Origin of the sequence: Frankia sp. Allo2 (genome assembly GCF_000733325.1) — a bacterium.
In the GTDB taxonomy this organism is placed as follows: Bacteria; Actinomycetota; Actinomycetes; order Frankiales; family Frankiaceae; genus Frankia; species Frankia casuarinae.
The window spans coordinates 101,041-115,153 of the sequence record NZ_JPHT01000008.1; the positions used below are offsets into that span (position 1 = coordinate 101,041).

The following is a 14,113-nucleotide window of genomic DNA, read 5'->3' on the forward strand; positions in this document are numbered from 1 at the left end:
TAGCTACAGTAGTGTCCTGAATCCTTAGTTCACGTGTAGATCGTATACTGCGGTTATGTCTGGGCCGCGTGCTGTGGAGATCGTGCTGACCGACGAGGAGCTGGAGGCGCTGACTGGCTGGGTCCGGGCGTCCGAAGACGGCGCAGGCGTCGCGGTCGCGGATCGTGCTGGCGTGCGCGGAGAGCGGGACGAACGGGCAGGTCGGGGCGTCGGTGGGGACGATGGCGAAGTGGCGGAACCGGTTCGCCGTCGACCGGTTGGAAGGGCTGACCGACGAGCCGCGGCCGGAGGTCGCTCTCCCGTGCCGCCGGCCCCGGCCGGCCTCGTCGGGGGCGGCAGTGTCTCCGTACGGTGGCCGGCGCACTGCGTCCGAGCCTTGGGTGTGTGCAACGTGGGGACGGACACGGGAGCAGCCTGATCACCAAAACATGCTGGTCAGAGACCTGGATATACGCCAACCCGATTGGGACCGTCCTTGCGGAGGCCCCCGCACCGATCCCAGCGTGCGGAATTACCGCACTGGGCTCCTGCCTCGGGTTCTGGCGTCGAAGCGCACGCTCGGCATCGGGTGGCGTGGGCGGGCGGGTGGTAGCCATCAGTCGGCATGGCGCCCCATGCGCGCCCAGGTCAGTCGCGTGCGCCGGCTTCGTCGGCGAAGCGCCTTGAACCAGTGCCGTGTCGCCTGGATGCGGAAGGACGCGACCGCGTCCGTGTTGCCGCGCACGGCGTAGTAGTTGAGATGCCCAACCACCACACTGCGTAGCCGCTGCCCTTGGAGCGGGACGGGTTGGTGCCGGCGCCGCTTCAGTTCCTCCTTGATCTCTTTGAGCTTCGCCCGCATCCGCCTCTTGCCCGTGACGCGCCTCACCCAGAAGTTCCCCTTCTTGGACGTCGCGCACAGACACGTGAACCCCAGAAAAGTGAACGTCTCCGGCTTCCCGAGACCGTGGGTCTTCCGCTACTGAGTTTTAATCCGCGTTTTAATCCGCGAAGTCGTGTGGAAGCATAATGATCCTTCACCTTATTGCTATCTTTGGGTGGGTGGTGAGGGTTCTGTTCGGGTAGCCGGCTGGTTGAGCGGGAGACCGAGCGTGAGGCGCTGCGGGCTGGGCTCGCGGTGCTGCGGAAGATCGCGTTCGGGCGGTCGCCGGAAAAGGCCGGTGTGGGGTGGGCTGGCGGTCGCGGTCCCGGCAGCGCTGCTCGCCGGTGCGGGCCAGCTCCTCGCCTGCGCAGAATGCGCAAAAAGCTGTCTATTCACAAAACTTGCCGGCTCGTTCGCAGCGTTCACCGCTGTGCGATCTGCGTGCCAGCCCCACGGCGGTGACACGCCGCCGGCGGTTTCTTCCGCTGTGGCCGGCGGCCCCTCACCACCGGCCCCGATCCGCAGAATGCGCAAAAAAGTCATTTATTCACAAAACTTGCCGGCTTGCCGGCCCGTTCGTAACGTTTTTGGAAGGGCGGCAAGTCCTACCGGCCGGAAGAGCTACGACTAGCGCGGACCAGCGCGCACGAGCCCGTTGATGAACGATTCGGAGGCGGCGGGATGACGTCCATAGCCGTGGGCAAGCCGCCGGTGGGCGGTAAGCCAGGCGAGGGTGCGTTCGACCACCCCTCGTCCCGGCAGGGCCCCGGAGGTTTTCCGGCCGGGGTTCTCCCGGGTGGTCTCGACGGTGGTCTTCAGGATGGTCCACGACCCCCGCGGGCCGGGTCCGCCCCGCGACGCGCCCTGGGCCCTGGCGGTCACGCCCTTGTTCTTCCACCGGTCGAAGAAGCCGCAGACCGCCCGCCACGCCGGGAAGCCCGCCGGCAGCGCCCGCCACGCGATCCCGTTGCGGGCCACGTAGCCACGTACCGGATGGCGCCCACGATGCCCCGGCGGCAACACCGCTTCGGCAACCACCCACCCGGCGTCACCAAGACCCGACCGGTACCGGTGTGTACCCACCACGGCCACCCGGGGCGGTCTCAGATGATCAGAGCATCAGTGCTGGTAGAAAGATGATCCNCTGATCGGAGAGCTGAGTGCGCGGCGTCGAGTTGACCTTGGAGGAGCGGGAGGCGATCTCCAGGGGCTTGGCCGAGGGACTGTCACACCGGATGATCGCGGCCCGGCTGGACCGAAACCAGTCGGTGATCAGCCGTGAGGTCGCGCGCAACGGCGGCAATGCCGGATACCGCGCCGCGGACGCGCAGAAACGCGCCGACGAGCGGCGGCGGCGACCGAAGGCGTTCAAGCTGGAAACTCACGTCCGGCTGCACGACGCGGTGGCCGAACGGCTGTCGGCCGACTTCTCGCCGGAACAGGTGTCTAATCGGCTGAAGAAGGATTTCCCGGATGATCCGGAGATGCGCGTGTCGCACGAGACGATCTACCAGACGCTCTTCGTTCAGGCGCGTGGCGAACTGAACACGCGGCTGAAGCTCGCGCCGCGGTCGGGCCGGGCGGAGCGCCGGCCGCGGGGGTCGACTCGGCCGAAGCAGGCCAGGATCGCCGGCATGGTCGGCATCTCCGAGCACTCTGCCGAGGCCGCCGACCGCGCGGTACCCGGCCACTGATTTTGCTGGTGGTAGGCTTGTGTGACTCTCTGGGTAGGAGCCGTGGGCTTCTTGCGGGCGAGCGTGGGCGGCCCGGCCGGGCCGCCCAACCCTTCGTAACCGAGGTCGAACAGCACCTCGTGTAGGTCGGCGGTCCACTCCTCTTCCAGGATCGGCGGCGCGCCGGAGGCGCGCAGAGCGGTCGAGTCGTGTTCGCGGCCGGGGGGCACCTCCGAGACCCACAGCGGCCAGCCGTCGTCGGGGGTCGACAGGATTTGGACGTTGCCACCGTGATCGGAGATCTTGCCGGACCACCACAGGTCCACGCCCTCGCTCGGACCAGGCACGCGCAGCCGGTCGGTCTCGATGACCGTGCCATCGACGATCAGATGGCGATAGCCTGCGATCCTGGCCCGCATCAACGCCTCGCGCAGGTCAGGGGCCTGCCAGGCCAGCACGGCGACGCCCTCGTGCAGGTAGCGGTAGCCCACTGAGCGGGACACTCCATGATCGTTGAGGGGCGGGCGGGTCCGCGTGCCGTCACAGAACCAGCGCAGGGCCATCACGGCCTGCTCCAGCGCGGACAGCGTGCGAGTGCCGTTACGGGTACCACGACGCTGACGCTCCGCGACCAACAGTCCGGCCAGGCGGAAGACGGTGTGATCGCCGAAGGGCAGCTCGGCGGTGTATGTGAAACTCATGCGGGACGCGGGGTCCTTCGGTGAAGTGATCTGTGGAAGGACACTTCCTACCGAGNCCCCGCGCCGCCTTGTCTCCCGGCCCGACCCCACCCGCCAGACCATCACAGTCCGTTACGGCTACCCAGTGCGACGACCCGTTGCCGGGAAAGGCTCATTGACCGCGTCGTGCAACCGCGTTTTCACCGCCAGCTTGTGCGGCTTAGGTCGTATGGCCTGCGCTTCCGCTCGTTCCTGGGCCTCGACATTGCTGGCCGACGACCGCGCTCAGCGCCAGACGTGGCGCAAGCTGTCCCCACACGGGCAGGCACTCCTCGTGCTCGCGCACCTACGCAACGGCGACACCTACGAGCGACTCGCCGAAGGCTTCGGCGTCAGTGTCGGGACGGTCTACAACTACGTGCGCGAGGCCGTCGATCTGCTGGCCACCCGCGGCCGTAGCCGCCTCGCGGCGGTGTGGACGTTCGCGTGGACGCAGAGCAACTTCCTCATCCTCGACGGAACGGTCGTGCGCACCACCCGTGTCCGGGCACACAACAAGCTGTACTACTCGGGCAAGCACAAGTACCACGGCATCAACCTCCAGGGCCTCACCGACCCCTACGGCAGGATGATCTGGATCTCCGAGGGGCTTCCCGGCAGCGTCCACGACCTCACCGCCGCCCGCATGCACGACATCCTCCACGTGATCGACCGCTCGGAGCTCCACCTCTTCGCCGACAAGGGATATGTCGGCGGCGAAGGAGACCACCTCCTCGTTCCGTACAAGAAGCCACCCGGCGGCGACCTGTCCGATCAGCTAAAGGAGATCAACCGTGCCCACGCCGCCACCCGCGCCAGAGGCGAGCGCGGCTTCGCGATCCTGAAGAACTGGCACATCTTCGACCGCTTCCGCGGCTGTCCCCGCCGTGTCGGGAAGTTCGCCCTCGCCGCATTCATTCTCACCGAGGAAGAGATTTAGGAAAGCTAACTTTGAAAAGGCTCAGTGAGCGGCCGAAGGAGGCCACCGACCGTGCCGTGCCCGGGTTCCGGGAGGGCGATCTCATTGAAGATCCACAGTGGCAGGTCGATCCGGTGCGGCCGGCCCGGCCCGTGGCGAGGATGGTGGGGNGCAGCGGGAGCAGCGTCGCGTGCGGGTCCAACGGTTTCGCCGACAGTTTCGGCGTCCCGGGGATCGGGCCGGGGCCGGAACAGGGGCCGGGGACCGGGCGGAGCTGGTCCAGATGCTGCGGGCGGCGCTCGGGGAGCGACCGACCACGGCCGGATCGATGGTCGCCGGCACCGGTGTAGATCATGATCGAGTGGTCCGGCCCATGGTCGACGCCTCGGCCCGGCGCCGGGCCGAGTACTCCTCCGACGCCTCGAACTACCGGGTGCCGCCCGCGGTTGTGGTGTTCCCCCGGGAGGTCGGGGACATCCTGGCGATCGCGGCAGTTTGCCGGTCCACCGCGACCCCGCTGACCACCCGGGGCGCGGGCACCTCCATCGCGGGCAACGCCGTGGGCCCCGGGGTGGTGATGGATCTCAGCCGCCACCTGCACCGCATCATCTCCCTGGACCCGGCCGCCCGCACCGCGAGCGTGCAGCCCGGGGTCATCCTGGACAGCCTCCAGGAGGCGGCCGGCCGGCACGGGCTGCGATTCGGTCCGGATCCCTCCACCCATGCCCGCTGCACCATCGGCGGCATGATCGGCAACAACGCCTGCGGCGCACGGGCGATCGCCTACGGCCGGACCGCCGACAACATCGTCGATCTCGACGTGCTCGACGGCACGGGACGTCGACTACGGGTCGGCCCGGGTGGCTCCGGGCGATCGGGTGGCTCTGGGTATCCGGCAGTCCCCGGGTATCCGGCAGTCCCCGGGCTCGACGACCTCGTCCGGGCCAACCTGGCGGTCCTGCGCACCGAACTCGGCAGGTTCCCCCGCCAGGTCTCCGGCTACTCGCTGGAGCACCTGCTGCCCGAACGCGGCGGCGACCTGGCGAAGGCCCTGGTGGGCTCCGAGGGCACCTGTGTGGTCGTGCTCGGGGCGACCGTCCGCCTCGTCCCCCGGCCGGCCGCGACCGCGATGGTCGTGCTGGGCTATCCGGACATGCCGGCCGCCGCGGACGCCGTGCCGCTGCTGTTCCCGCACGCTCCGCTGGCGGTGGAGGGCATGGACGCGCGCCTGGTCGACATCGTGCGCCGGCACCGGGGACCGCGGGCCGTACCGGAGCTTCCCGCCGGCACCGGCTGGCTGTTCGTCGAGGTCGGTGGGGCGAGCCCGGCGGAGGCGCTCGCGGCCGGCTGGGCGTTGGCGACCGCCGCGGGCACGAGGGCCACCCGGGTGCTGCCCACCGGCCCGCAGACCCGCGCCCTCTGGCGGATCCGCGAGGACGGCGCGGGTCTCGCCGGGCGGAGCGCGGCGGGGGAACCAGCCTGGCCCGGCTGGGAGGACGCGGCCGTGCCGCCGCAGCGCCTGGGAGCCTACCTGCGTGACTTCGAAGACCTGCTGCGCGCGCACCGGATCGACGGGGTGCCGTACGGACACTTCGGGGACGGCTGCGTGCACATCCGGATTGATCTACCGTTGGCGGAGGCCCCGGGGCGCCTGCGCCCGTTCCTGACCGAGGCCGCCGACCTGGTCGCCTCCTACGGCGGCTCGATATCCGGTGAGCACGGGGACGGCCGGGCCCGCGGTGAGCTGCTGGCCAGGATGTACTCGCCGGCCGCGCTCGGCGTCTTCGCCGGTTTCAAGGCCCTGTTCGACCCGGACGATCTTCTCAACCCGGGTGTGCTGGTCCGGCCGAGGCCGATCGACGCCGACCTGCGCCTGCCGGCGGCTCGCCCGCTGCCCACTATCGGCGGATTCGCCTTCACCGCCGACGCGGGGGAGTTCGGGCGGGCCGTCCACCGCTGCGTCGGGCTGGGCACCTGCCGGGCCGACACGCCGGCGGCCGGCGGCTTCATGTGCCCGTCGTACCTCGCGACGCGCGACGAGAAGGATTCCACCCGCGGCCGGGCCAGGGTGCTGCAGGAGATGGCGAACGGCTCGCTGGTCCGCGGAGGTGCCGGGGGCNCCCGGGCCCCGGAGGTGGCCGAGGNGCTCGACCTGTGCCTGTCGTGCAAGGCGTGCGCGCGCGACTGCGCGGCCGGGGTGGACATGGCGACGTACAAGTCCGAGGTNCTGTTCCGCGCCTACCGGCATCGACTCCGGCCGGTCAGCCATTACGTGCTCGGCTGGTTGCCCCGATGGGCCCGGGTCGCCGGGCGGGCGCCACGCCTGGTCAACGCGGTGCTGGCCGGACCGGCGGTGCGACGGCTGCTGCTGCGGATGGGGGGCATGGACGCGCGCCGCGAGGTGCCGGCCTTCGCCAGGCAACCGTTCAGCCGCTGGTGGCGCGAGCACGGCGGCTCGGACCTGGGAAGCGGCTCGGACCTGGGAAACGGGTACCCGGCCGACGGGTACTTGGCTGACGGGCGGCCGGCTGACGGGCAAGCGGCCGACGGGCGGGCGATCCACCGGCGCGAGGCCCACAGCCGGGAGGTGGTGCTGTGGATCGACACGTTCACGGAGGCGTTCTCCCCCGAAGTCGGCCGGGCCGCCGTGGCAGTTCTGGCGGACGCCGGCTACCGGGTGATCGTGCCGCCGGGCCCCGCGTGCTGTGGTCTCACCTGGATCACCACCGGCCAGCTCGACGGTGCGCGCCACCGGTTGCGAGCGACCGTCGACTGCCTCGCGCCGTACGCCCGGGCCGGGACGCCGATCGTCGGCCTGGAACCGTCTTGCACGGCGGTGCTGCGCGGCGACCTCGTCGAGCTGCTCGCGGGCGACCCCGCAGCCGCGCTGGTCGCCGGTGCGGTGCGTACCCTCGCCGAGCTGCTCGCCGACACCATCGGCTGGACTCCGCCGCGTCTCGACGGGGTGCGCGTCCTTGCCCAGCCGCACTGCCACCAGCACGCGGTCATGGGATTCGCCGCCGACCGCGGCCTGCTGGCGGCGGCCGGCGCGGACGTCGACGTCCTCGCTGGCTGCTGCGGCCTGGCCGGCAACTTCGGTATGGAGGCCGGGCACTACGACGTGTCGATGGCGATCGCTGCCCGTACCCTGGGCCCGGCGATCGCCTCGGCTCCCGCGGGCACCGTGCTGCTCGCCGACGGATTCTCCTGCCGGACCCAGGCCGAACACGTCGCCGCCCGGCGCGGGCGGCATCTCGCCGAGTTGCTCGCCGAGCGTCTCGCCGGGCTCAGATCTCCACAGTGACGTCAGAAGCGAAGTCAGATCTCCACGGTGAAGACCGTCGCCGGCAGGCCGTCGCCGTCGTCGGTGACCGCGGCGGGGCCGGCCGGGTTGCCGGCCAGCTCTCCCCGGGGAACGGCGAGNACGACGACGGGATGGTGACGGGCGAGCTTCGCGATCAGTGGCCGGAGCCGGGCGACCTCCACCCGGGTATGGCCGACCTGCACGACTCCCGTCATCCCGCCATCGAGGCGGACGAATCCGTCGGGAACGTGCGACCCGGTGTGCAGGGCGGCCTCGTTTTCGTGCCGCCACTGTCGCTCGCTGATCCAGGCCAGCACCCGCGNCCCGCCCNCCCCGGCGTTCTCGATCCGCAGCCGGGCGCGGGCGACCATGGCGTGGCGCACGGCCCCCGCCGCGCTCGTCGCCGCCCCGTCGGATTCCAGCTCCATCGAACTGACCAGCCGGGTGCCCTCGGCGGTGAGCCGTACGAGCCGGCCCTGGCCGGCGAGTACGGGATCGGCGGAGGCGACTCCGGCGTTCTCCCAGCGCTTCACGACGGCGCGGGCCGCGTTCTTGGAGATCGGGTGTTCCGGGCCGAGAATCTCCGAGATGTCCGACTCGAAGGCGGCCCGCATATCGAAGATCCATTCGAGGGCGTGGAGATCCCGTTGGTTGAGGCNAACGTGCCCCCTGTCCGCTCTGCTCTTGCGAGGCTGGTCTGACACCGTGCTCCCTGGGGTTTATGGCTGGGAAGTCTATGGGCGCGGGGTTCTGCGGTCGTGACTGTCGTCAACCCGGCCGGGGTGGTTCCACGTGTTGTCGCGATGTACCGCTCCGTGGGGCCGGGACTTGTGGCCCTATGCGGGGATGTTGATCGGTGATTTCTGAATTATAGGGCCGGACGGTACCGGCCAACCGGGTTGCCCGGAAGTGTCAGAAAGCATGCCGGTGGAGTGCGGTGTGGCACGGCGCACCCGGCTTAGCGGGGAGGCCGTGTCTCGGAGTGTTCCTGGTGGTCACCCGCCCCCGCCGGCTGACGACCTGCGGTAATTTTTCGCCCGGCCTTATGACCGTAGGGCCCGGATCGGGCATGGGGTGCCGGTAGATGGCTCGATCCGAGGCTTCTCTTGTTCCGCTGCCTCTGGGGGAAATTCGTTATGATCACCACAGGAATGTGGCCGCGTGAATGTTGCGCTGTATTGTCCGGAATTCGACGGATCGGGATTATCTCGGCGTTGACTCGCGTTTCGCGGGTCTGTGGCCCCGGGGGGATCCGATGACCTCGACCGATCAGGGGGGCAGGACCGATCAAGCGAGTAGGACCGATCAAGCGAGTAGGACCGAGCAGGGGAGCCGGACCGGGCCGGCGGGCAGACCGGACGACCGCACGGGCCTGCTCCGTCTGCCCGTTCTGCCGCATCCCCGCCACCCGCTGGAGCGTCCCGAGCGGACGGGCGGTTCGGCCGCGGAACCGGTCGGTTCCCGGCTGGACGTCGGGCCACAGGTGTCGGTCGTGATACCCACCCGCAACGAGGCGCGCAACGTCGAACCGCTGCTGCGGCGCCTCGACGAGGCGCTGCACGGCCTGTCCGGAGAAGTAATCTTCGTTGACGACTCCGACGACGGAACGCCCGAGGTCATCGCGCGCGTCCGCCCCTCGGTGCGGTTACCGGTACGGGTGCACCACCGGACCCCGGCCCAGCGGGTCGGCGGGCTGGGGGGCGCGGTCAGCGAGGGCTTCGCGCTCTGTGCCGCGCCCTATGCGGTGATCATCGATGGGGACCTCCAGCATCCGCCGGAGACCATCCCGGCGCTGCTCGGCACCGCCGTGGAACATGCCGCCGATGTGGTGATCGGCAGCCGGTACGTGTCCGGCGGCAGCGCATCGGGGCTCGCTGGAAGCATGCGGCACCTGGTCTCGACGGGGTCGAACCGGTTGTGTCGGTGGGTCTTCCCCCGTCGGCTGCGCGGCGTCTCGGACGTGATGAGCGGCTTCTTCCTGGTACGGGTCGCCGTCGTGGACCGGGCCGGCCTGCGACCGGACGGCTACAAGATCCTGCTGGAGCTGCTCGTCGCGTCCGGACGGCTGCGCGTCCGCGAGATCGGGTACGCCTTCGCCGAGCGGCACGCCGGGACCTCCAACGCCTCGCTGACCGAAGGCGCCCGCTTCGCCCGGCGGCTGTTCGCGTTGCGGGTTCCGAAGCCCGCGCGGTTCGCCCTGGTCGGGGCGTCCGGGACGGTGCCGAACCTGCTTGGCACCGCCGTGCTTCACCACGTCGGCTTGCACTACCTGGTCGCGGCGATCGTCGCGACCCAGATCGCCGTCGGCTGGAACTTCCTCGGCTGCGAGCTCCTGGTCTGGGATCGGGAGACGGGTTCCCGGCTGCGTCGCTATCCGGCGTTCGCGCTCATCAACAATCTCGATCTGGTCATTCGGCTGCCACTGCTCGCGGTGCTGGTCGGGCGATGGCATCTCGGCGTCGGCATCTCGACCCTGATGTCCCTGGCCGCCGCGGTGATCGTCCGATACCTGGTGGTGGATCGGCTGGTGTACCGGCGACGGGCGGTGTCTGAGCGGGCGGTGTCTGAGCGGGCGGTGTCTGAGCGGGCGGTGTCTGAGCGGGCGGTGTCTGAGCGGGCGGTGTCGCCGTCCCACGGAAGGCCGTCGGAGGACGGGGTGTCCGGTGCGGTTTCGTAGCCCACCCGCCGGTGACGGCGTACACCTCGGCGCCGGTGGGGTCCTCATCCGGCTGTTCTGTTCCGGGCATGCGCAGCTCCCCGACAGGCGGATCATGCTTGCCGGCGGCACCTTGGCGTATTCCACGCCGACGACGAACTACAAGGGAATGGCGAGGAGCTAATTCGCCGACACCACGGTCGCCGAGTACGTGGCCGACCTCCCGAAGCTCGTCGCGGCGAACTGACCTTCCATCCAGGCCGGGGACCGGACCCGCCGCGGTGTCGCCCGCCCGCGGTGCTCCGTGCCCACCCCTTTCAGGCAGGTACAGGTGACATCCGATTCTGATTCCGAAGTCCCGCGTGCGCGGGCGCTCCCCCGCGGCGCGCGTCGGCATGCCCATGCGCACCGAGATCCCCGCGTGCCCCGACGCTCACCTCGGCTGTGGATGGTAGCGGCCGCGGGGTGGTGGGCCGCGGGGTGGGGGGCCGCCCTGCACACCACGTCGGCCCTCGTGTTGTCCGCGTTGGTCGGTCTGGACGGGAGCATGTCTTACCTCTTGCCCGGCGCACTCGCGGTCGTCCTGCCTCGGATGTTCGGCCGGGGTGGCCGGGGCCGGCGGATCCCGTGGCTCGCCCGGCTCGCGTGCGAGTCGGGCGGCTGGTACGTCTACATGTTCGCCGGTTCGCCGGACATCAGGCTGGTCTCGTACGGCGGTCCGCGCCTGGGCCAGCCGTTCGCCGTGGTACTGGGCGCGGTGGCGGCGGTGACCGGCGGCCTGGTCCTGTCCGGTCGGCTCCGGGCGCGGACCCGCGGGTCGATCCCCGGCGCCAGCCGCCGGCGGCGCTGGGTGTGGGCGCTGGTCAGCGTGCCCCTCGCGGTGACGCTGGGGGTGCGTGCGGCCGAGCATCACCACGTCGTGCTACTCGCCGCATGGACGATCGTCTCGTTGCTGATGCTGCTGGTCGCCAGCCTGACCCTCGTGCGCGGCCAGTACAGCTGGCAGCGTCCCGAGCGGGTGCATCACGTGGACCTGACCGGCAACCTCGCGCCCCGCAACCGCTTCTCCCTCATCGTCCCCGCCCGCGACGAGCCGGTGCTCGGGCGGACCCTGACCCAGATCCTTGCCGGCGACTACCCCGGCGACCTGGTGGAACTGGTCGTGATGGTGTCGTATGACGAGGTCGACCAGGAGACCCGACGGGTCGCCGAGGAGATCGCCGGCCGGCATTCCAACGTGCGGGTCGTCGCGCCCGAAGGCAGCCGGCGTAGTAAACCCCTGTCCCTGGAGGACGCCCGCCGGCACTGCACCGGCGACCTGGTCGGCGTCGTCGACGCGGAGTCCCTGCTCGCCGGGGGACTCCTGCGTTACGTGAACACGCTGGCCCTGCGCCACGCCGACGTCGGCATCTTTCAGGGCGGCGTGCAGCTCATGAACGCGCGTGCCACGGCGTGGCGGCGCGCCGCGGACCACTCACCGATACGGGCGTTCCTCCACTGGTTGGACGCGGGCACCTCCTGGTGGCGGGCCCGCAACTGCCTCGAATACTACATCTGGTTCATGTCGCGGCTGCGTTTCCAGGCGCGCGCGCGTTTCATCCCACTCGGCGGCAACACGGTGTTCATTCGGCGAACGGTGCTGGAAAGGCTCGGTGGGTGGGACGTCTCCTGCCTCACCGAGGACTGTGACCTCGGGGTGCGGGCTTCGGCCGCCGGAATCCCGACCGCGGTCTTCTACCATCCGGATCTGACGACCCGGGAGGAGACCCCGGAAAGCCTCACGAAACTCATCATCCAGCGCACCCGCTGGATGATGGGGTTCATGCAGGTCCTCTTCAAGGGGGACTGGCGGGCGCTGCCGGGAGCACGTCAGCGCATCATGGCGGTGGAGATGCTCACGATGCCGTTCTTCCAGGCACTCGCCGGCGTCCTGCTGCCGGTGTCGCTGGTCCTCACGTTGTTTCTGGCGGCGCCGACCGGTCTGGTCATCGTCTTCTGGCTTCCGTTCGNTGCGACCGTCATGACGGTTTTCTCCGAGCAGGCGGCGTTCCGCGAGTTCGCCGAGGCGTACGGGCTCGATCTGCGTCGCTGGGACAGCGTGCGGCTCGTGCTCTGCGCCCCGCTGTACCAGCTCGCGCTCTCCGCCGCCGCGGTGCGCGCCACGGCCCGGTTGCTGCGTGGCCGGGTCGAGTGGGAGAAGACCTCCCACTCCGGGGCCCACCACAGCACCGGCTCCGGCCGCTTCGAGCTGGAGGCGGCGTCGTGACCGCACCCGACGCCGCGAACCCGTACCCCCGACCGCTCGGCCCGCAGACCGCCGTGACCTGGATCGCAGCCCGGGCCGGGGAGCTCACCGGCCGACTGGTCGGCTGGGTCGGCGTCCGCCGCCGCAGCCTGCTCCTGCTCGCCGTGCTCCTGACGGTGGTGGCGGTGCTGCACGGTTACAATTTCGACGGCTGGCCGGGCCGCGTCACCGACGACGAGGGCACGTATGCCGCCCAGGCTTATTCGATGCAGTACTGGAACCGGATCGCGCATTACACGTACTGGTATGACCATCCGTTCGGCGGATGGCTGTTGATTGCCATCTACACGAAGATCACTGATGGTTTCAACCGGGCGCCGACGGCGGTCACCGCGGCCCGCGAGCTCATGTTCGGCGTGCATCTGGTGAGCTGCGTGCTGCTGTACCGGTTCGGCCGGCTCCTCGGCCTACGACGGTTCTTCGCCGGCCTGGCCCTGCTCGTCTTCTCGCTTTCACCGCTCGCCCTGTGGTATCAGCGGATGGCGTTCCTCGACAACATCGCCGTGATGTGGCTGCTCGCCGCCCTGGTGTGCGCGGCGTCGCCGCGACGCAGTGTCGCGGCGGCGGCGTTCGCCGGGATCTTCATGGCCTTCGCGTTCTGGTCGAAGGAAACCGTCCTGCTCTTCCTCCCGGGGTTGTACGTACTGCTCCGGCAGAATCGTGATCCTCGTAACTGGCGATTCGTGCGGCGCAACTTCATGGGCTGCCTGATCGGCGTGTGCGGCATCTACATCCTGTATGCGGCCGCGAAGAACGAGCTGTTCGAGGGGCCCGGCCACGTCTCGCTGGAATGGGCGATCAGATGGCAGCTGTTCGACCGGGCCCCGAGCGGCAGCGTGCTCGACACCGGCAGTGACACCTACCATGTCGTGCGGTCCTGGCTCGATCTCGATCCCTACCTGGTCCTCGCCGGTATTGCGGCCGCGGTTCCCCTGCTCGCCCTGCGGCGGCTGCGGGTCGTCGCCGGACTACTGCTGCTGCAGTTTGCCTTCGTCTTCCGCAACGGCTACCTGCCCAACCCCTACGTCACCGCGATGCTCCCGTTCGCCGCGTTGTGCGTGGCAGGGTTGCTCGACGCCGTCCTGCCGAGTGGAGCACGGCCGCGACGCGGTCCGCCGCGTCATGCCGGGCCGGGGTCGGGGCCCGGGGCGGGGGTGGGGGCGACCGCGGCCATGATCGTCAATGGCCTGCGCTGCCTCGTGGTCCTGGTGGCCCTGTCCGTGGCCGCCGCGACGGTGATCCCGGACTGGACACCGAAAATTCGCACCGCGCTCACCCAGGACGCGAGTGCCCCGAGCCGGGAGGCGACCCGATGGTTCCTCGCGAACGTTCCCCCGGAGGGCATCGTTATCACCGACGACATCGCCTGGACCGACCTCACGATCGCCGGGCGCCGGCCGCTGCCGGTGTGGTTCTACAAGCTGGACCTCGACCCTCAGGTGCGCGGCCGGTTCCCCCACGGCTGGCGTGATGTCGACTACCTGATGATGGGCAAGCCCCCCGACTCGGTGCTCGCTGAGGTCCCGCTCGTCGCCGAGGCGCTCCGGCACTCGGTGGTCCTCAAGTCGTTCGGCGATGGAGAGATCGAGATTCGCCGGGTCATCGTCCCGGACTGCCGCGGCCGGCCTGACCGGTGCTGAACCCGTGACATCTTCCCCTCCAGCTGACCGGCCGT

General features: G+C 70.0%; 10 protein-coding genes and 3 pseudogenes. 9 read left to right on the forward strand and 4 right to left on the reverse strand.

Annotated elements, in window-relative coordinates:
• Nucleotides 1–55 precede the first annotated feature (55 nt).
• Nucleotides 56–287: pseudogene (locus ALLO2_RS28105) on the forward strand (IS630 family transposase); the annotation flags it as partial.
• A gap of 308 nt (nt 288–595) precedes the next feature.
• On the opposite strand, the gene ALLO2_RS26260 reads toward ALLO2_RS28105, so the two are convergent.
• Nucleotides 596–868, reverse strand: a complete 273-nt coding sequence (locus ALLO2_RS26260) for a hypothetical protein (protein WP_011435409.1) — start codon at nt 866–868, stop codon at nt 596–598.
• A 621-nt stretch (nt 869–1,489) separates the two neighbouring features.
• Complete coding sequence (locus ALLO2_RS23210; RefSeq protein WP_023842293.1) at nt 1,490–1,954, reverse strand: transposase; 465 nt, start codon at nt 1,952–1,954, stop codon at nt 1,490–1,492.
• Between the two features lie 68 nt (nt 1,955–2,022).
• Between ALLO2_RS23210 and ALLO2_RS08340 the strand changes: the two genes are divergently transcribed.
• Nucleotides 2,023–2,556 (forward strand): IS30 family transposase, encoded by a 534-nt coding sequence (locus ALLO2_RS08340; RefSeq protein ID WP_011435411.1) that lies wholly within the window; start codon nt 2,023–2,025, stop codon nt 2,554–2,556.
• Between the two features lie 2 nt (nt 2,557–2,558).
• On the opposite strand, the pseudogene ALLO2_RS28110 reads toward ALLO2_RS08340, so the two are convergent.
• Nucleotides 2,559–3,236 (reverse strand): annotated as a pseudogene (locus ALLO2_RS28110) (transposase family protein); the annotation flags it as partial.
• Between the two features lie 208 nt (nt 3,237–3,444).
• Between ALLO2_RS28110 and ALLO2_RS08350 the strand changes: the two are divergent.
• From ALLO2_RS08350 to ALLO2_RS08355, 3 genes and pseudogenes are all read left to right on the forward strand, one after another.
• On the forward strand, nt 3,445–4,194 hold the full coding sequence (locus ALLO2_RS08350) for an IS5/IS1182 family transposase (RefSeq protein ID WP_011435413.1): 750 nt from the start codon (nt 3,445–3,447) through the stop codon (nt 4,192–4,194).
• Nucleotides 4,155–4,286, forward strand: a pseudogene (locus ALLO2_RS28115) (IS30 family transposase); the annotation flags it as partial. The gene ALLO2_RS08350 and the pseudogene ALLO2_RS28115, both read left to right, overlap by 40 nt.
• A 170-nt stretch (nt 4,287–4,456) precedes the next feature.
• Nucleotides 4,457–7,477, forward strand: coding sequence for an FAD-binding and (Fe-S)-binding domain-containing protein (locus ALLO2_RS08355; RefSeq protein ID WP_035731028.1), 3,021 nt, complete (start codon nt 4,457–4,459; stop codon nt 7,475–7,477).
• Between the two features lie 14 nt (nt 7,478–7,491).
• On the opposite strand, the gene ALLO2_RS08360 is transcribed toward ALLO2_RS08355, so the two are convergent.
• A complete protein-coding gene (locus tag ALLO2_RS08360) occupies nt 7,492–8,091 on the reverse strand; it encodes a hypothetical protein (RefSeq protein WP_232234971.1) in 600 nt (199 codons plus the stop codon).
• Between the two features lie 641 nt (nt 8,092–8,732).
• On the opposite strand from ALLO2_RS08360, the gene ALLO2_RS08365 reads away from it, so the two are divergent.
• From ALLO2_RS08365 to ALLO2_RS08375, 4 genes are all read left to right on the forward strand, one after another.
• Nucleotides 8,733–10,154: a glycosyltransferase family 2 protein gene (locus tag ALLO2_RS08365; protein WP_023841310.1), complete on the forward strand. Its 1,422-nt coding sequence runs from the start codon at nt 8,733–8,735 to the stop codon at nt 10,152–10,154.
• Nucleotides 10,141–10,317: a hypothetical protein gene (locus ALLO2_RS25510; RefSeq protein WP_023841309.1), complete on the forward strand. Its 177-nt coding sequence runs from the start codon at nt 10,141–10,143 to the stop codon at nt 10,315–10,317. Before ALLO2_RS08365 ends, ALLO2_RS25510 begins: the two co-directional genes overlap by 14 nt.
• Before the next feature lie 363 nt (nt 10,318–10,680).
• Nucleotides 10,681–12,399 (forward strand): glycosyltransferase family 2 protein, encoded by a 1,719-nt coding sequence (locus ALLO2_RS08370; RefSeq protein ID WP_232234972.1) that lies wholly within the window; start codon nt 10,681–10,683, stop codon nt 12,397–12,399.
• Nucleotides 12,396–14,078, forward strand: a complete 1,683-nt coding sequence (locus ALLO2_RS08375) for a hypothetical protein (protein ID WP_023841307.1) — start codon at nt 12,396–12,398, stop codon at nt 14,076–14,078. Before ALLO2_RS08370 ends, ALLO2_RS08375 begins: the two co-directional genes overlap by 4 nt.
• Nucleotides 14,079–14,113 lie beyond the last annotated feature (35 nt).